The sequence below is a fragment of the Streptomyces sp. NRRL S-1813 genome (assembly GCF_000719605.1).
Lineage (GTDB): Bacteria > Actinomycetota > Actinomycetes > Streptomycetales > Streptomycetaceae > Streptomyces > Streptomyces decoyicus.
Genome location: NZ_JOHB01000020.1, coordinates 66,415 through 83,817, shown reverse-complemented (window position 1 = coordinate 83,817; position 17,403 = coordinate 66,415). Strand labels below are relative to the sequence as shown.

The 17,403-nt window shown below is 72.8% G+C and carries 15 protein-coding genes; 8 read left to right on the top strand and 7 right to left on the bottom strand.

Going from position 1 to position 17,403, the window contains the following annotated elements; all coding sequences use genetic code 11:
* Positions 1-24 precede the first annotated feature (24 nt).
* From IF67_RS0125070 to IF67_RS0125060, 3 genes are all read right to left on the bottom strand, one after another.
* Positions 25-702 carry a GntR family transcriptional regulator gene (locus IF67_RS0125070; protein ID WP_030989281.1) on the bottom strand — a complete coding sequence of 226 codons (678 nt, stop codon included), beginning with the start codon at positions 700-702 and terminating at the stop codon, positions 25-27.
* A 163-nt stretch (positions 703-865) separates the two neighbouring features.
* Positions 866-2,245 (bottom strand): aspartate aminotransferase family protein, encoded by a 1,380-nt coding sequence (locus IF67_RS0125065; protein WP_420708714.1) that lies wholly within the window; start codon positions 2,243-2,245, stop codon positions 866-868.
* A gap of 257 nt (positions 2,246-2,502) precedes the next feature.
* The gene (locus tag IF67_RS0125060; RefSeq protein WP_030989275.1) at positions 2,503-3,297 is read right to left on the bottom strand and encodes a VTC domain-containing protein; all 795 of its coding nucleotides are present in this window, start codon (positions 3,295-3,297) and stop codon (positions 2,503-2,505) included.
* A 385-nt stretch (positions 3,298-3,682) separates the two neighbouring features.
* On the opposite strand from IF67_RS0125060, the gene IF67_RS0125055 reads away from it, so the two are divergent.
* The 4 genes from IF67_RS0125055 to IF67_RS44365 all read left to right on the top strand — a co-directional run bounded on the left by IF67_RS0125055 (position 3,683) and on the right by IF67_RS44365 (position 8,791).
* Complete coding sequence (locus IF67_RS0125055; protein ID WP_030989274.1) at positions 3,683-4,351, top strand: DJ-1/PfpI family protein; 669 nt, start codon at positions 3,683-3,685, stop codon at positions 4,349-4,351.
* Entirely contained in the window at positions 4,348-4,851 is a 504-nt protein-coding gene (locus IF67_RS0125050; RefSeq protein WP_030989272.1) for a MarR family winged helix-turn-helix transcriptional regulator, read from the top strand. Before IF67_RS0125055 ends, IF67_RS0125050 begins: the two co-directional genes overlap by 4 nt.
* Before the next feature lie 202 nt (positions 4,852-5,053).
* Positions 5,054-6,676, top strand: coding sequence for a serine/threonine-protein kinase (locus IF67_RS0125045; RefSeq protein WP_030989271.1), 1,623 nt, complete (start codon positions 5,054-5,056; stop codon positions 6,674-6,676).
* Positions 6,677-6,976: 300 nt separating this feature from the next.
* Positions 6,977-8,791, top strand: coding sequence for a serine/threonine-protein kinase (locus IF67_RS44365; RefSeq protein WP_030989270.1), 1,815 nt, complete (start codon positions 6,977-6,979; stop codon positions 8,789-8,791).
* A gap of 60 nt (positions 8,792-8,851) precedes the next feature.
* Here IF67_RS44365 and IF67_RS0125035 read toward each other — a convergent pair whose 3' ends face one another.
* On the bottom strand, positions 8,852-10,138 hold the full coding sequence (locus IF67_RS0125035; RefSeq protein WP_030989269.1) for an adenylosuccinate synthase: 1,287 nt from the start codon (positions 10,136-10,138) through the stop codon (positions 8,852-8,854).
* Between the two features lie 206 nt (positions 10,139-10,344).
* Between IF67_RS0125035 and IF67_RS0125030 the strand changes: the two genes are divergently transcribed.
* Positions 10,345-11,319 carry an acylglycerol kinase family protein gene (locus tag IF67_RS0125030; RefSeq protein WP_234341314.1) on the top strand — a complete coding sequence of 325 codons (975 nt, stop codon included), beginning with the start codon at positions 10,345-10,347 and terminating at the stop codon, positions 11,317-11,319.
* A 15-nt stretch (positions 11,320-11,334) separates the two neighbouring features.
* On the opposite strand, the gene IF67_RS0125025 is transcribed toward IF67_RS0125030, so the two are convergent.
* Entirely contained in the window at positions 11,335-11,913 is a 579-nt protein-coding gene (locus IF67_RS0125025) for a GbsR/MarR family transcriptional regulator (protein WP_030989262.1), read from the bottom strand.
* Positions 11,914-12,007: 94 nt separating this feature from the next.
* Here IF67_RS0125025 and IF67_RS0125020 point away from each other — a divergent pair, with 94 nt between their 5' ends.
* From IF67_RS0125020 to IF67_RS0125010, 3 genes are all read left to right on the top strand, one after another.
* Positions 12,008-12,955 (top strand): ABC transporter ATP-binding protein, encoded by a 948-nt coding sequence (locus tag IF67_RS0125020; protein ID WP_030989261.1) that lies wholly within the window; start codon positions 12,008-12,010, stop codon positions 12,953-12,955.
* Positions 12,952-14,592, top strand: a complete 1,641-nt coding sequence (locus IF67_RS0125015) for an ABC transporter permease (protein ID WP_030989259.1) — start codon at positions 12,952-12,954, stop codon at positions 14,590-14,592. The genes IF67_RS0125020 and IF67_RS0125015 overlap by 4 nt, the downstream gene beginning before the upstream one ends.
* A gap of 280 nt (positions 14,593-14,872) precedes the next feature.
* The gene (locus IF67_RS0125010; protein ID WP_030989253.1) at positions 14,873-15,337 is read left to right on the top strand and encodes a hypothetical protein; all 465 of its coding nucleotides are present in this window, start codon (positions 14,873-14,875) and stop codon (positions 15,335-15,337) included.
* A 66-nt stretch (positions 15,338-15,403) separates the two neighbouring features.
* On the opposite strand, the gene IF67_RS0125005 is transcribed toward IF67_RS0125010, so the two are convergent.
* Together IF67_RS0125005 and IF67_RS0125000 are read right to left on the bottom strand one after the other, a co-directional pair.
* Positions 15,404-16,060 (bottom strand): response regulator, encoded by a 657-nt coding sequence (locus tag IF67_RS0125005; RefSeq protein ID WP_030989251.1) that lies wholly within the window; start codon positions 16,058-16,060, stop codon positions 15,404-15,406.
* Complete coding sequence (locus IF67_RS0125000) at positions 16,057-17,379, bottom strand: sensor histidine kinase (protein WP_078889623.1); 1,323 nt, start codon at positions 17,377-17,379, stop codon at positions 16,057-16,059. The genes IF67_RS0125005 and IF67_RS0125000 overlap by 4 nt, the downstream gene beginning before the upstream one ends.
* Positions 17,380-17,403: the final 24 nt, after the last annotated feature.

Genomic DNA, 17,403 nt, shown 5'->3' with positions numbered 1-17,403 from the left:
GCCGATGGTCGGGACAGCGTAGTGCTAGCCGCGCGTTCCGACGAGAGCGAGGGAGTGCTCGTTGTACTCGGCGATCAACCGCTGGGCCGCGGCCAGGTCGTGCTGGAGCAGGGCGTCGGCCAGCGCGCTGTGGCCCTGCCACAGATGACCCCTGAGGTCGCCCTCCCGGCGCAGCAGCGGCACCGCGAACATCCAGGTCTGGACGCGGATCCGGTCCAGGAAGTCACTGATGTAGGCGTTGTTCACGATGCTGCTCAACTCGCGCCAGAACCGCAGGTCGTAGCCGATCAGGACGTCCAGGTCGCCGCCCCGCGCGGCCCGTTCGGCCTCGTCGGCGCGGCGCCGGATGGAGATCAGCACCTCGGCGGGGGTCTCGCGCAGCGCCCGGTCGGCGCCGCTGCGGAAGATGCCCTCGATGATCAGGGTGCGGGCCTCGACCATGGCGCGGAAGTCGTCGGCGGTGAAGGCGTGCACCTTGAAGCCGCGGTGCTGTTCGACGTCGAGCAGGCCCTGCGCGCACAGGTCGAGCAGCGCCTCGCGCACCGGGGTGGCGGAGACGCCGTACTGCTCGGCGATCTCCTTGACGGTGAAGGGGTGGCCGGACGGCAGCCGGCCTGCCAGGACCTCGTCGCGCAGGGCATCGGCGATCTGCTGGCGCAGGGTGCTGCGTCGTATGACTGAGCTTTCTCCGCCGGCGGCCATCGTGTGCGTCTCCTTCGACGTCGCTGACCGCGCAGATGGGAGCGGCCCCCGCCCACGATAGGCGAGGGCCGCTCCGGGCTGCTGCCCGAGGTTACCGTTGGTCCGTCCCGTACCACCGCCGTGACCTGCGGTTCCGCTCCCCCGGACGCGTCGCCCGGCGGGCTCAGACGGTGTGGGCGTCGGCTGCCGTCAGTGCCTCGTCGAGGGCGGCGAGGCCTTCCTTGGCCTCGGCCTCGGTGACTGTGCAGGCCGGGACGACATGCGTCCGGTTCATGTTCACGAACGGCCACAGCCCGCCGCGCTTGCAGGCCGCGGCGAATTCGGCCATCGGGGCGTTGGCCGCACCGGCGGCGTTGTAGGGGACCAGCGGCTCGCGGGTCTCCTTGTTCCTGACCAGGTCCAGCGCCCAGAAGACGCCCATGCCGCGGACCTCGCCGACGGACGGGTGGCGCTCGGCGATCTCGTGCAGCGCGGGGCCGATGACCCGCTCGCCGATCTCGGCGGCGTTCTCCACGATCCGCTCCTCGGCCATCGCGTTCATGGTGGCGACGGCGGAGGCGCAGGCCAGCGGGTGGCCGGAGTAGGTCAGACCGCCCGGGTAGGGGCGCTGGTCGAAGGTCGCGGCGATCTCGGCGCTGATCGCGACGCCGCCCAGCGGGACATAGCCGGAGTTGACGCCCTTGGCGAAGGTCAGCAGGTCGGGGGTGACACCGAAGTGGTCGGCGGCGAACCACTTGCCGGTACGGCCGAAGCCCGCCATGACCTCGTCGAGGATGAAGACGATGCCGTGGCGGTCGCAGATCCCCCGGACGCCGGCGAGGTAGCCGGCCGGCGGGACCATGATCCCGGCGGTGCCGGGGACGGTCTCCAGGATGATCGCCGCGATCGACTGCGGCCCCTCGAAGGCGATGGTCTGCTCCAGGTGCGCGAGGGCGCGCTCGCACTCCTGCTGCTCGTTCTCGGCGTGGAAGGCGGAGCGGTAGAGGAACGGGCCCCAGAAGTGCACGACACCGGCCGAGGCGGTGTCGGAGGGCCAGCGCCGCGGGTCGCCGGTCAGGTTGATCGCGGTGGCGGTGGCGCCGTGGTACGAGCGGTAGGCGGAGAGCACCTTGGCGCGGCCGGTGTGCAGCCGGGCCATCCGGACCGCGTTCTCCACGGCCTCCGCGCCGCCGTTGGTGAAGAAGATCTTGTCGAGGTCGCCGGGGGTGCGCTCGGCGACCAGCCGTGCGGCCTCGGACCGGACGTCCACGGCGAAGCCGGGCGCGATGGTGCACAGCTTCGCGGCCTGCTCCTGGATCGCCGCGACGACCTTGGGGTGCTGGTGGCCGATGTTGGTGTTGACCAGCTGCGAGGAGAAGTCGAGGTAGCGGTTGCCGTCGTAGTCCCAGAAGTACGAGCCCTCGGCGCCGGCGATCGGCAGCGGGTCGATCAGGCCCTGCGCGGACCAGGAGTGGAAGACGTGCGCGCGGTCGGCGGCCTTCACGGCGGCGCCGGCGGCCGGGTCGGCGGCAGAGGCAGCGGGATGCGTCTGGGTCACGGTCAGTACCTCGGATCGGGTCGCTCGGGTCCGCCGGGGGATGGGCGCGGCGAACGCCTTCAGCCTAGGGATCACGGTCCGCCGACCGGTACCGACACTGTGTATGGCGCTCACCACGCGCACGGACAGAATGTCTACGGGCTGTAGGAAGCTCCAGGGGGCGGGGCCGGGCCGGGGGTGTCCGGGTGACGGCGGCAGGCGGCGCGGGAGGCCCGTGCAGCGCCTGCGGCACCCGCCGTCGGACAGCGACTGCGGCCCCGCCGTCAGACGGCCGCGGGAAAGGCCGTCCGTACGGCTCGGCGCCAGTGGCCGGCTCTCAGGTCGGGGCGCAGCGCCGACAAGCCTCCGCAGTACTTGCCGAACGCGGCGGCCTGCACGCCGTACCCGTTGAGCAGCCGGTCCGCCTCGGTCAGGCGGCCGGTGGTCCTGGTCTCGACGAGGACCAGGCCCCCGTCGGCGCGGACCGTGCGGCCCGACACCAGGTCCCGGCAGTGCAGCGCCGCGTCACAGGTGATGCGGCGGCCGTCCGCGACGAGGGTGGCCCGGGTGTAGTCGGTCTCCAGCGCGCGGCCCAGGTCGGTGGGGGCGGCGATGCCGTAGGTGCGGTCCAGTACGGAGGCGAGGAAGCCGCGCGGGGCCGCGCCGAGGGCCGGGTCGCCCGGCAGCAGCGGCTGCCGGTGCTTGACCGTCTCGCCGCGCCGCCCCCTCAGCTTGATCTCGAACTGCCGCTCCCCGGTGTCCTCGTACAGCCGCTCGCGGATCGTGTAGCGCAGCCGTCGGCCCTGCCGGTGGTCATGGAACAACCGCAGGTCGGGGGTGTCGTAGTGGACGGAGCGATAGCGGAACCAGCGGCGCCCGTTGATGCACAGGGCCGCGAACGGGCCGCCCGGCCTGCGGCGGTCGGTGAGTTCGGCCGCGAAGGCGGCGAAGACCTCGACCGGGACGAGATAGCGGCGGTCGAATCGGGCGAGGAGTTCGGCCCGCGCCTGGACGTCGGCGAGCGGCACGGGGCGCGCGGCCATGGCGGCACGGGCGAGGGCGCGTACGGCGGGATTCACACGGTCTCCTTGGCGGGCAGGCAGCGGGCGGGACGGGGGGTGCGGGACCGGGGGGCGCGCTCTTCCGTTGTCGTGGGGTGCTGTCCGAGGGGCGCGTACGAGGTGTGCGTTCGCGGTGTGCGTACGGCTGCCGTGGTGGCGAGGTACGCGTACGACGTTCCGCGCCCCGGGAAAGTTCCGGGACGCGGAAACAGACATCCATCACCGTTGCGTCCCGGCCACCGGCGGCCCGAAGGGGCAACCGGAGCGCCGCCCGGAAGGCCTCCCGGACACCCCCGCCCCCTCCCGAGGCATTGACAGCATCCTGTCGAAGGGACAGGATGCTGTCATAGAGACCCAGGGACCAGCAGCCGGGCCTTCCGCCGCCGCCGACCGAGGAGCGCTCATGACCCCCCGCACCGTGCACATCGCCGCCTACGACACGCTCGCGGACTGGGAGTGCGGTCACGCCGTCGGCCACCTCCGCAGCGGCAGCTACTTCCGCCCGTCGCAGGACGCGTACGGCGTGATCACCGTCGCCGCCGCCACCGGCCGGCCGGTGACCACCATGGGCGGGCAGCGGATCGTCCCCGATCTCGCGCTCGACGCGCTGCGCCCCGAGGACAGTGCGCTGCTGATCCTCCCCGGCGCCCAACTGTGGGACGCCGGGGAGGAGTTGATGCCGTTCGCGGCCAAGGCCCGCGAGTTCCTGACGGCCGGGGTGCCGGTCGCCGCCATCTGCGGCGCGACCGCGGGACTTGCCCGGGAGGGCCTGCTGGACGACCGTCCGCACACCAGCGGCGCCGCCCCGTACCTCGCCGTGCAGCCCCACTACCGGGGCGGCGGCCACTACCGCGAGGCCGCCGCGGTGCGCGACGGTGGCCTCATCACCGCGGGGCCGACCGAGCCGGTGGCCTTCGCCCGTGAGATCTTCGCCGAACTCGACGTCATGGAGCCGTCGGTGCTGGACGCCTGGTACCGCCTGTTCGCTCACTCCGACGCCACCGCCTTCCCCCTCCTGATGACGGCGGAGGCGGCCCGCTCCGAGGCCGGGGCGGGGGCCGGAACCGTATGAGCGTGCCCCGGCCCGCCGCGCCCGGGCCTTCCGCGTCCCGGCCCGGCGAACCCCGCGTCCCCGAACTCCTCAGCCGTACCGCCCTCGCCGTCTTCCGGCTCAATGGCCAGTTCCTTTCCGTCGCGGACGGGCTCGCGGGCCCGGCCGGACTGACCGCCGCCTGGTGGCAGGTCCTGGGCGCCGTACTGCCCGAGCCGCTCCCCGTCGCCGGTATCGCCCGCGCGATGGGCATCACCCGCCAGAGCGTGCAGCGCATCGCCGACCTTCTGGTGGACCGTGGTCTGGCCGAATACCGTCCCAACCCCGCGCACCGTCGCGCCAAACTTCTGGCCCCCACCGACGAAGGCCGGACCGCCATCGCCCATATCACCCCCTTCCATGCGGAGTTCGCCGCCCGCCTGGGCGAGCAGCTGGGCGGACCGGGCGATTTCCACCGGGTCACGGCGGCGCTGGAGGAACTGTCGGCAGCGCTTGACGAGTTGTCCGGCACGGAGGCGTGAGAGGGGCACGGTCTGCCGGGCGCCGAGGAGCCCTCGATATCCTCACCCTGGAGGGAGGGGCCGGGGGCAGCCCGTGTGCGCCTGTGCTTCCTCGCCCGCAGGGCGGACTCGGGGGGAAGGGCGACGGATCGTGAAAGAGCCAGGACAGCCGAGACAGGCGGAGCAGCAGGGGTGGCCGGGGCGGGGGGAACAGCCCGGATGGCTGAGGCCGCTGGGTGCGCAGGATCCGCGGTGGATCGGGGACTACCGCCTGATCGGGCGGCTCGGCGAGGGTGGCATGGGGCGGGTGTTCCTGGCCCGTTCGGATCGCGGCCGGACGGTCGCGGTCAAGCTGGTGCGTGCGGAGCTGGCCGGCGAGGAGGAGTTCCGGGCGCGCTTCCGGCGGGAGGTGCGGGCCGCGCGGCAGGTCGGCGGGGAGTGGACCGCGCCCGTGCTGGACGCGGACACCGAGGCCGAGACCCCCTGGGTCGCCACGGGCTATATCGCCGGCGCGTCCCTGCAACAGGTCGTCGGCGGCGGCACCCCACTGCCCGAGCGGACGGTACGGATCCTGGCCGCCGGACTGGCCCGTGCGCTGGGGTCGATCCACACCGCCGGGATCATCCACCGCGACCTCAAGCCGTCCAATGTCCTGATCACCATCGACGGGCCGCGGGTCATCGACTTCGGTATCGCACGGGCCCTGGGGGCTCTCGTCGGTGGCGTGACGCATACCGGCGCGACGGTCGGTTCGCCGGGCTTCATGTCGCCGGAGCAGGTGCGCGGCGCACCGCTCACCCCGGCCTGCGACGTCTTCTGCCTCGGGTCCGTGCTGACGTACGCGGCGACCGGACGGCAGCCGTTCGGGACGGCCGACAGCATCGCGCACACGCTGATGTACCGCATCGCCCATGAGGAGCCCGACCTTTCCGCGCTGCCCGAGGGGCTGCGCGAGCTGATCGCCGGCTGCCTGGCCAAGGACCCCGGACAGCGGCCCACGCCCGCGCAGTTGGTGGCGCAGGCGGAGGGCGGCGGTGACGGGGACGGGCCGGGCGCGGACGACGAGCCGTGGCTGCCGGGGGCGTTGACCGTCCGGCTGGGTCGGCACGCCGTGGAACTGCTGGAGGCGGAGAACCCACAGAACGGGGAGCGCGCCCCGGGCGCCACGGGCCCGGCCGGCGCACTGCCCGCGGCATCGTCGCCGCCCGCCGCCGAGGACCCCGGGCTGCATGCGCGGCCCACCACCGTCGCGCCCGCACCGGACCACACATCGGCGACGCATCCGCCCCACGCCGCCCCCGCACACCACCGTTCCGCGGGCCCGCCGCCCGCCGCGCCCCGGCGCCGCCGTGGTGCCGGAACCGCCCTGCTCACCGCGGTCGCACTGGTGCTCGCCGGGTCCGGTGCGGCCACTGCGTACGCCTTGCTGAACGGGGACGACAGCGGCGTACGGTCGGTCGACGCCAAGAGCGGTGCCAGAGGCGGCAGCACGGCCCAGGGGGCGGGGCAGCACTCCGTGAACGGGCGGATTCCCGCGGACTACCTCGGCACATGGGAGGCGACGCTCGACGACTCCACCGGCGATGTCCGGCGCTTCACCCTCACTCAGGGCAAGGCCGGTGACACCGTGCTGACGATGACGGCGAGCGGGGAGTCCTACCGCTGCGAGTTCTCCGCCCCCCTGGCCCACGCAGGCCCCCCGGTCCGCCTCGGCCCCTCCACCGTCCTCAACGGACCGACCGACAGCTGCCATCCCGGATCGCCGAGCATTCTGGAGATGGTGCACGGCAAGCTGCGCCGCGCCTTCGCCGACGGGAAGGCGCTGTCGTACCGCAAGAGCGGCTGAGGGAGAGGGAGAGGCCCCTCGGAGAGACGCCCCTCGGTGAGAGGCCTGTCAGGGAGACGCCCGTCGGGAAGCGACCCCTCGGGGGAGAGACCCTCGGGGAGACGCCCCCAGCCGCGGGGCCGTCGTCAACACCCCGTTCGTTCCCCCGTCATGGACCGATCGTTCTCCCGTCATGGACCGATCGTTCTCCCGTCGTAACGATCTGTCGGCCAGGGCGCGACCCCGGCCGCCTACGCTCAGGGGACGCCTGCTGCCGGAACGCGCCTCAGGCACGGGAACGAGACGGGGGAGGGCGCCCGGATGGACGGCCTGCGGGGGCTGACGGCCGACGATCCGCAGTGGATCGGGGACTACCGGCTGCTCAGCCGTCTCGGCAGCGGCGGGATGGGACGGGTCTACCTCGCCCGTTCCGAGGGCGGCAGGACCGTCGCGGTGAAGCTGGTGAAGGCCGAACTCGCCGCCGAGGAGGAGTTCCGGGACCGCTTCCGTGCCGAGGTCGCGGCCGCGCGGCGGGTCGGCGGGCGCTGGACCGCGCCGGTGCTGGACGCCGACACCGAGGCCGCGGTGCCGTGGGTCGCCACCGGCTATATCGCGGGCCCCACGCTGAGCGAGGTCGTCGGCGGCTCGTACGGCCGTACCGGCAGCTACGGCCCGCTGCCCGAGCACTCGCTGCGGCGGCTGGCGTACGGGCTGTCCAGCGCGCTGCTCGACATCCACGGCGTCGGCCTGGTGCACCGCGACCTCAAGCCGTCCAATGTGCTGCTCACCATCGACGGCCCCCGGGTCATCGACTTCGGTATCGCGCGGGCCCTGGACGCGGTCGGCGACCAGACCCAGACCCGCACCGGCACGGTCCTCGGCTCGCCCGCCTTCATGTCGCCCGAGCAGGTCCAGGGGCACCGCGTCGGCCCGGCCAGCGACGTCTTCTGTGTGGGGTCGGTGCTGGCGTACGCGGCGACCGGCCGGCAGCCGTTCGGCGGCCTCGGCTCGGGCGTCCATGCGGTGATGTTCAGGATCGCGCAGGAGGACCCCGAACTGGCGGGCACGCCGGATGGCATCCGCGACCTGATCCGGGACTGCCTGGCCAAGGACCCGGCGGCGCGGCCCGCCCCCGGGGAGCTCGCCGAGCGTCTCGGGCCGGTGCCCGGCGGCCCGTCGGCCCCGCCCTGGCTGCCGGCCGAGCTGATCGCCCGCCTGGGGCAGCACGCCGTGCTCCTCCTGGACACCGACACCCCGCCCGGAGGCCAGCCGCCGACGGTGCTGACCACCAGGACCCTGCCGAGTACCGCGCCGCCCCCGGCGCCCACGGCGGCGGAGCGGCGCCGCCGCCGTCGATGGCTCCCCCTCGTCGCCACGGCCGTCGTCGCGGCCGCCACGGCCGCCGCCGCGGTCCCGCTGCTGAGCGGCGGGGCGGACGCCGACGCCGGCGCGTCCGACATCCCGGCCCGCTATGTCGGCACCTGGTCGGGGCCGGTGCTGCGGGACGGGACGCCCACCGGGCAGCAGCGGCGGTTCGTGATCACCCACGGCACGGTCGGCGAGGTGGTCGCCAACAGCACCAGCCTCGGGGCGACCTACGAATGCCGCAGCGACGGCAAGCTGGTGTCCGTCACCCGGCAGGACGGGCACCCGGCACTGCACCTGGACACCAAGGTCGTCCGGTCCGTCCCGGCCGGCCGCTGCGCCGCGCTGGGCGAGCACACCCTGGAGGAGGGCGGCGCCGGCACCCTGACCTGGGCCGCAGCCGGGCGCACCGCAACCCTGCACCGCGTCGCCCCGGCCGACGGCACCGTCCCGGCCGGCTTCCTCGGCACCTGGCGGCGGCCGAACGACGACGGCTACGGCAGCCAGCAGCTGACCGTCAGGCAGGCCGCGGCGGGCAGCAAGGTCCTCAGCACCGTCGTCGTGGGCCGCGGCGGCCGCTGCACGGCACACGCCGACCTCTACGCGGCGGAGGGCGGCAAGCTGACCGTCGGCCCGTCGGTCGTCGACCTGGCCGCGCCCGGCTGCACACCGAGCAGCACCTCCGTGCTCAGTCTGGCCGGCGACGGCACCCTGCACCGCGAGTTCCTGGGCGACGACAAACAGCCGCGCGGCTACTCCAGAGTGAAGTAGCCGCGCGGCTGCCTGCTGCGCTGTGCCGGGGGACCGCGCAGGCCCCCCTGGGCGGTGTCCCTACGACAGGAACGAGTTGATCTCGATCGTCTCGTCCCGGCCGGGGCCGACGCCGATCGCGGAGATCGGGGCGCCGGACATCTCCTCCAGCGCCTTGACGTAGGCCTGGGCGTTCTTGGGCAGGTCGGAGAAGGACTTCGCCTTGGTGATGTCCTCGGACCAGCCGGGGAGCATCTCGTAGACCGGCTTGGCGTGGTGGAAGTCGGTCTGCGAGTACGGCAGCTCCTCGACGCGCTTGCCGTCGATCTCGTAGGCCACGCAGACCGGGATCTGCTCCCAGCCGGTGAGCACGTCGAGCTTGGTGAGGAAGAAGTCCGTCAGGCCGTTGACGCGGGTGGCGTAGCGGGCGATGACCGCGTCGAACCAGCCGCAGCGGCGGTCCCGGCCGGTGGTCACACCGCGCTCGCCGCCGATGCGGCGCAGCGCCTCGCCGTCCTCGTCGAACAGCTCGGTCGGGAACGGACCGGCGCCGACGCGCGTCGTATAGGCCTTGAGGATGCCGATGACGCGGTTGATCTTCGTGGGGCCGACACCGGCACCGGTGCAGGCGCCGCCCGCGGTCGGGTTCGAGGACGTGACGAAGGGGTACGTGCCGTGGTCGATGTCCAGCAGCGTGCCCTGGCCGCCCTCGAAGAGGACGACCTTGTCGTCGTCGAGCGCCTTGTTCAGGATCAGGGTGGTGTCGACGACATAGCCCTTGATCTTGTCGGCGTAGCCCAGCAGCTCCTCGACGACCTGGTCGGCCTCGATGGCGCGGCGGTTGTAGAGCTTGGTGAGCAGCTGGTTCTTGACCTCGAGGGCCGCCTCGACCTTCTGGATGAGGATCGACTCGTCGTAGAGGTCCTGCACCCGGATGCCGACACGGTTGATCTTGTCGGCGTAGGTCGGGCCGATGCCACGCCCGGTGGTGCCGATCTTCCGCTTGCCGAGGAACCGTTCCGTCACCTTGTCGACGGTGATGTTGTACGGCGTGATCAGATGCGCGTTACCGCTGAGCAGCAGCTTGGACGTGTCGACGCCGCGTTCGTTGAGTCCGCTCAGCTCGGAGAGCAGGACCGCCGGGTCGACCACGACACCGTTGCCGATGACCGGGGTGCACTCCGGCGAGAGGATTCCGGAAGGGAGAAGGTGCAGCGCGTACTTCTGGTCGCCGACGACGACCGTGTGGCCGGCGTTGTTGCCGCCTTGGTAGCGCACCACATAGTCAACGGACCCACCGAGCAGATCGGTGGCCTTTCCCTTGCCCTCATCACCCCACTGAGCACCGAGCAGCACAAGTGCGGGCACAGGCGTACACCCCTTCCGGGCGGGGCATGTCCAACGTGCGTGGATGGCGTCGGCGTGCGTATGCACGCGGACGTCATCGCTGGAGCCGTCGGACCGGTGCCCCGGAATAGACGAAGCCCCTGGCGCAATAGCGCAAGGGGCTCTTGCACCGAGATGCTACCTGAGGAAGGACCGAGGTGTCGGCGCAGCCTTCTGGGCACTCTCCCGTGGACTCCGTTCGGGGGTACCCCCTGCTCGTGGTCATCGACCCGGTCGCCCGCAGTACGGACGGTGAGTCCGTGCGGATCGCGAAGGATGTCCTGTGCGCGGGCGCGGGGGCGAAAATCTGCCTCCCGGACGGGCCGGAGGAATTCGCCCGGATCCTGGCCCGGCGCGGCCACCGGCGGCCGGTGGTGATCGGTGACGACCGGGCGCTGCTGCGGGTGGTGGGCCTGCTGCACAAGGAACGCGAGCTGGCCGGGGTGCCGCTGTCGATGGTCCCGGTCGGGGCGCCGGCCGCCGTCGCGATGAGCCGCGCCCTGGGCATCCCCACGGACACGGTGGCTGCCGCACGGGCCGTCCTGGACGGCGGGGAGCGGCCGATGGATCTGCTCTCGGACGACAGCGACGGCATTGTGCTCGGCGGCCTGCGGATCCCCTGCGGGAGCGAGGCGGCCCGGCCGGGTCACAGGATCGAGGTGGTGCCGGCCCCCTCGGTGGCGCCGACGGATCCGATGGATGCCATGGAGGGGCGCGACGGCCTGACCGGCGGCCTCGACGGGCACCGGCCGTGGTGGAAGCCGGCCGCGCGGACCGCCCGTACGGCGCTGGCGCTGCTGGCGGCGCCGGCCGCGGGGCTGGGCGGGCGGCGTGCCCGGGTGCCGCAGCAGCGGCTGCGGATCGAGGCGGACGGGGTGCTGCTGGCGGATCTGGACCGGCCGGTGCGCGGGGTGTCGGTGGTGCCCGGCGGACGGCACCGGGCGGACGGGCCGTGGTCCGGCGCCGGTGACGGCGGGCAGCTGGCCGAGGTCGTGGTGCACTGGCCGGGCGGGGGCCGGCCGGTGCGGGCCCGGGCGCGGGCGGTGACGGTGTCCGGCGCGGACTTCCACTACCGGGCGGACGCGGTGGTCGGCGGACCGGTCAGGACCCGTACGTGGACCCTCCAGCCGGAGGCCTGGCGGCTTCAGCTGCCGCGGGGGTGAGCGCCGGGCCGCGCCTCAGCGGGCGGCGTCGTACTCGGCCCGGATCTGGTCGCGGTGCTCGCGCCACCGCTGCAAGAGCCCGGCGAGTTCGGCCTGGAGGAACTCGAAGAAGACGAGCGTCTCGCCCATCCTGCGGCCCGCCGGGGAGTCCTCTCCCAGGCTCTCGACCCCCTCGCGCAGGGTGCCCTCCCAGCGGGTGAGGATGTTGTTCCGGCGCGCCATGGCCTCGTACCACTGGTCGCTGTGCACGCGGTAGCGGTCGCGGCGGGAGCCCGGCTCGCGCTCCCGGCTGACCATGTCGACCTGGGAGAGATAGCGGATCGCGCCGGAGACGGCGGCGGGGCTGACCTGGAGGCGCTCGCCGAGTTCGGCGGACGTCAGCACGCCGGAGTCGGAGGCCAGCAGACAGGCGAAGACACGGGCGGACATCCGCTGCATACCGGCCTCGACCAGCTGTGCGGCGAACCGCTCGACGAACTGTGAGACCGCCTCGTCGTCGCGCTTGTCGTCACGCTTGCCCTCGGGCCGGGCGTCGCCGGGATCCTGGGGGGCGCCCTCGGTCCGGTTCGCGCTCCGCTGTTGCTGCTCGCTCATGTCCGCATCATCTCCCCTGATCAGAGCCAGCCACCCCAACTTTATACGGTTTCTTAACTTCACAAATTTGTGAAATTAACGTACCTTCCAAAGCGTGACCAAGGCAATCTCTCCCGCTCCCGCGATCCGGGTCGACGGTCTCCACAAGTCCTTCGGCCGCACCCACGCGCTGGACGGCCTCGATCTGCATGTCGGGGCGGGTGAGGTACACGGCTTCCTCGGACCCAACGGTGCCGGGAAGTCCACGACGATCCGCGTCCTGCTCGGTCTGCTGCGCGCCGACGGCGGCACGGCCCGGCTCCTGGGCAAGGACCCCTGGCAGGACGCCGTCGAGCTGCATCGCCGCATCGCCTACGTCCCCGGCGATGTGACCCTGTGGCGCAATCTCTCCGGCGGTGAGGTCATCGATCTCTACGGCCGGCTGCGCGGAGGACTGGACGGCGCGCGGCGGGCCGAACTCCTGGAGCGGTTCGAACTCGACCCCACCAAGAAGGGGCGGACGTACTCCAAGGGCAACCGTCAGAAGGTCGCCCTGGTCGCCGCGTTCGCCTCGGACGTCGATCTGCTCATCCTCGACGAGCCGACCTCCGGGCTCGACCCGCTGATGGAGGAGGTCTTCCAGAGCTGTGTCGCCGAGGAGCGCGACCGCGGCCGTACGGTGCTGCTCTCCAGCCATGTGCTGTCCGAGGTGGAGGCACTCTGCGACCGCATCAGCATCATCCGCAAGGGGCGGACCGTCGAGTCCGGCTCACTGGGAGAGCTGCGGCATCTGACCCGCACCTCGGTCATCGCCGAACTCGCCGGACCGCCCAACGGCCTGGCCACGCTCCCCGGCGTCCACGGCCTGTCCACGCAGCCGCTCCGGGGGAGTGCGGGCCACCGCGTCCGGCTCCAGGTCGACACCGACAAGCTCGACGCCGTACTGCGCTCGCTCGGCACCACCGGCGTCCGCAGCCTCACCAGCACCCCGCCCACTCTGGAAGAGCTCTTCCTGCGCCACTACCAGGACGACGCCCGCAGCCACGAGGCGGTCGCACGATGACCGCCGTGGCCGCACCCCTCCCCGCACCCGCCGCGCGCTCCCGTCACCTGGCGGGCACCGGCGCCCTGTTGCGCCTCGCGCTGCGCCGCGACCGGGTGATGATCCCGGCCTGGGTGCTGACCCTCGGGCCGGCCGTCGCCGCCATGGGCTCGTCCTTCGAGGCGGTCTACGGCACCGCCGCCCAACGCGCCGCACTGGCCGCGTCGATGAACGGCAACGGCTCCATGCGCGCGCTGTACGGACCGGTCTTCGGCGACTCCGTCGGCGGTCTGGTCGCCTGGCGGATGGCCGGCCTCGGCGCCGTCCTCGCCGCGGTGATGAGCCTGCTGATCGTCGTCCGGCACACCCGCGAGGAGGAGGAGACGGGCCGTCAGGAGCTGCTCTCCGCCGCCATGGTCGGCCGCCGTGCGCCACTGACCGCGGCCCTGCTGACGGCCCTGGCCGCCAACACCGCGCTCGCCCTGATGATCGCGGGCGGGCTGGCCGGATCCGGTCAGCCGGCCCCCGGCTCCCTCGCGCTCGGCCTCGCCATCGGCTGCACCGGCCTGCTCTTCGCCGGCCTGGCCGCCGTCGCCGCCCAGTTGACCGAGAGCGCACGGCTGGCCAAGGGACTGACCGGCGCGGTCCTCGGCCTCGCCTTCGCGCTGCGCGCCGCGGGCGACGCCGCCGATCCGTCGGCGACCTCCCCTCTCACCTGGGTCTCCCCGATCGGCTGGGCGCAGAACGTCCGGCCGTACGCCGGCGAACGCTGGTGGATCGTCCTGCTCTTCCTGGCGGCGACCGCCCTGGCCGTCGTCGCCTCCTACACCCTGACCGCCCGCCGTGACCTCGGCATGAGCTTTCTGCCCGCCCGCCCCGGACCGGCCGTCGCGCCCCGCTCGCTGAGCGGCCCCTTCGGGCTGGCCTGGCGGCTTCAGCGCACCACTCTGCTGGGCTGGACGCTCGGCTTCCTGTGCGCCGGCGGGGTCTTCGGCGGTATCGCCGAGGGCGCCTCCGACCTGGTAGGCGGCAATCGGCAGACCCGCGAGATCGTCGAGCGGATGGGCGGTCAGCAGGGCCTGACCGATGCCTTCCTGGCCACGATGACCGGAATGCTCGGCATGGTCGCGGCGCTCCATGCGGCCGGTGCGGTGCTCCGGCTGCGCGGTGAGGAGACCGGCGAACGCGCGGAGCCGGTGCTGGCCGGCGCGGTGGGGCGGCTGCGCTGGGCGGCCAGCCATCTGGTCCTCGCGTACGCGGGCACCGCCGTCATCCTGGCCTCCGGCGGCTTGGGCCTGGGAGTCGCCTACGGCCTCTCGGCCGACGACCTCGGCGGCAAACTCGGCCCGGTCCTGGCCGCCGCCCTCTCCCAGGTCCCGGCCGTCTGGACGCTCACCGGGCTGGCGGTCCTCGTCTTCGGCCTGCTCCCGAAGGCCACCGGCGCCGTCTGGGCCCTGGTCGGCGGCTGTCTGGCCATCGGCTGGATCGGCCCCTCCCTCAAGTTCCCCCGGTGGGCCATGAACCTCTCGCCGTACAGCCACCTCCCCAAGCTCCCCGGCGCCGACGCCACCGCCGCCCCGTTCGCCTGGCTGCTGGCCCTCTCCGCCCTGCTCGCCCTCGTGGGCCTGGCGGGCCTGCGCCGGCGCGACATCGGCTGACCCCCCGGCGGCCGGCCCTCCTGCGGCCGGCCGCCCCCGTATACGTGCGCCGTCGGAGCTGTAGCGGACTCCGGCGGCGCACTTCTGCGCGGGACGCCGCACCGACCCCGCTGTATCCACAGGCTGTGGATACAGCACAGAAATTTCCCGGGCGCCAGTCACCCTTCGCCATTTCACCTGGCCGCGCGATAACCCGTAGTAACTCTGGAGCATTCGGTGACAGACCCGTTACTTTCCGTACGCACGGTCGTGACCACGACCCGCGGCACCGGAGGGGTTCATGCGACGTATCACCACCAGGATCGGCATGCTCGCGGCGGCGGCACTGCTCGCCGTCGCGACGGCCGGGCCCGCCCAGGGCAAGCAGGCGAGCGACGCCGCACACCGCACCCAGGCCGAGCCGGCGGCCTACTTCGTGATGACGGACATCACCCGCGAGGAATTCGTCATCAAGCTCACCGATCCCCGGAAAATCCAGCATGCACGGGACCTGCTGAGCGGCGCGTCCAGCTCGGAGCCGCATGTCATCGGCCGGATCGACAAGCGCCCCGCCCCGTACAACTGGCGCTGGAGCTTCCATCTGCGCCCGGACACGATCGACTTCTTCGACTTCGCCATCGAGGTCTGTGACGCCACCACGCCCTATGTCGAGGAGCATCTGGACGAGGCCGGCGGCCCCTTCCTCCCCGGGCTGATCTGGTGCCCCTGGACCTCGAAGCTGGTGCGGGAGGTTCTCCAGCCGTAAGGCCCCGGTCCGGGCCGCCGGTCCCGCCTGCCGGCGGCCCCCGGGGGGCCTCGGGGTGCGGCGGCCTCAGCCCCCGGGCGTCACCAACCGCGCCTCGTACGCAAAGACCGCCGCCTGCGTGCGGTCGCGCAGCCCCAGCTTCACCAGGATGCGGCTGACATGCGTCTTCACGGTGGATTCGGCGACGACGAGATGCTCGGCGATCTCGCCGTTCGACAGGCCCTGGGCGACCAGCACCAGCACCTCGGTCTCGCGCTCCGTGAGATCGGCGATGCGTTCCTGGGCGGGGGCGCGCGGGGTGCCCAGCCGGGAGAACTCCGAGATCAGCCGCTTGGTGACGGTGGGGGCGAGCAGGGCCTCGCCGGAGGCGACGATGCGGACGCCCTCGGCGAGCTGGCCGGCCGAGGCGTCCTTGAGGAGGAAGCCGCTGGCCCCGGAGCGCAGCGCTTGGTAGACGTACTCGTCCAGGTCGAAGGTGGTCAGCACCAGCACCTTGGCGTCCGCGTCGGCGGCCACGATCTCGCGGGTCGCCTCAAGGCCGTTCATCTCCGGCATCCGGATGTCCATCAGCACGACATCGGGCTTGAGCACCGCGACCTTGTGCACCGCCTGGCGGCCGTCGACCGCCTCCCCGACGACCTCGATGTCGGGCATGGCGTTGAGCAGGACCGAGAAGCCCTCACGGACCATCACCTGGTCGTCGACGATCAGTACCCGGATCATGGCCGCATCCCCCTGGACGTGTTCTTCGCTGTCGTGTTCGTCACCGGGAGGAAGGCCGCGACCTCGAAGCCGCCGTCCTCGGTGTTGTCGGCCGTTATCTCGCCGCCCAGCATCTGCACCCGCTCCCGCATCCCCAGCACCCCGTGGCCCGCGCCGGGCGAGGGCTTGGCGAGGCGGCTCGGCGCACCGTTGACGATCCGTACGCCCAGCCCGCCCAGCACATAGGAGATCTCCACCCGGGCATCGGCGCCCGGCGAGTGCCGCAGCGCATTGCTCAGCGCCTCCTGCACGATCCGGTACGCGGACAGCTCCACGCCCTGCGGCAGCGGCCGGGGCGCACCGGTGGTCACCACCTCGACGGTCAGCCCGGCGCTGCGGACGCTGTCGAGCAGCGCGTCGAGGCTGGCGAGCGTCGGCTGCGGCGCCTCCGGATCGCCGTCGGCGAAGGCGTCCGGGTCAGCGGAGCGGACCACGCCGAGGATGCGGCGCAGCTCGGCGAGCGCGGCGACGGCGTTCTCCCGGATCGTCGCGAAGGACGTGGCGAGCTCGGGCGGGGTGTCCTTGACGCGGTAGGGCGCCGCCTCGGCCTGAATGGCGATCACGGACATGTGGTGGGCGACGACATCATGCAGCTCACGGGCGATCAGAGCGCGCTCCTCCAGGAGCGTGCGCCGGGAGCGCTCCTCCGCGGTGGCGGTCAGCGTCTCGACGACCTGCCGGCGCTCCTCGCGCCAGGCACGCACCGCGGCGGCGGAGACCAGCACCACACCGCAGAAGACGGCCACCGGCGGCAGATCGCCGGTGTCCTTGCCGAGGAGCGCAGTCAGCACGACCGCCGTGGCGAAGGTGACCAGCCACATCTCGATGGCCATCCGGGGCTGGGTGCGCAGCACCACCAGGACCATCACGGCGAGGTGGGTCGGGAAGGCCACCTCCCCGACGACGCTGGCGAACGGAGACGAGAGGGCCGCGTAGGTGACTGCCGACACGATGAACGCGCCCACCGACAGCCAGTAGGCGCCCACCGGGCGGAAGAGCGTGAGCATCGGCCCGGCGGCGACCAGCGCACTGAAGCCGGTGACCAGGATGCCGCGCAGCGTGCCGGTCCCGGAGCTGTCGGTGATGTTCCCCAGGAAGACACACACTGAGAAGAAACCGACGACGAAGTGCGGCAGCCAGCGCGCCCAGTGCCGCAGCCGCTTCGGCAGGAACGGCAGCCACCGGGACACCTTGGCGTCCTCCAGCGGCGGCATCGGACGGAAGGCGAAGGCGTCGACGAACAGGTCCTGGCGCAGCCGGTGCAGCGCGCCATGGGCTATCCGGGCCTCTGAGCGCAGGTGGCT

Coding starts and splice junctions, on each gene's coding strand:
- IF67_RS0125025 (WP_030989262.1), bottom strand. CDS start 11,913: ATGAGCGAGCAGCAACAGCGGAGCGCGAACCGGACCGAGGGCGCCCCC.
- IF67_RS0125015 (WP_030989259.1), top strand. CDS start 12,952: ATGACCGCCGTGGCCGCACCCCTCCCCGCACCCGCCGCGCGCTCCCGT.
- IF67_RS0125070 (WP_030989281.1), bottom strand. CDS start 702: ATGGCCGCCGGCGGAGAAAGCTCAGTCATACGACGCAGCACCCTGCGC.
- IF67_RS44365 (WP_030989270.1), top strand. CDS start 6,977: ATGGACGGCCTGCGGGGGCTGACGGCCGACGATCCGCAGTGGATCGGG.
- IF67_RS0125010 (WP_030989253.1), top strand. CDS start 14,873: ATGCGACGTATCACCACCAGGATCGGCATGCTCGCGGCGGCGGCACTG.
- IF67_RS0125050 (WP_030989272.1), top strand. CDS start 4,348: ATGAGCGTGCCCCGGCCCGCCGCGCCCGGGCCTTCCGCGTCCCGGCCC.
- IF67_RS0125005 (WP_030989251.1), bottom strand. CDS start 16,060: ATGATCCGGGTACTGATCGTCGACGACCAGGTGATGGTCCGTGAGGGC.
- IF67_RS0125055 (WP_030989274.1), top strand. CDS start 3,683: ATGACCCCCCGCACCGTGCACATCGCCGCCTACGACACGCTCGCGGAC.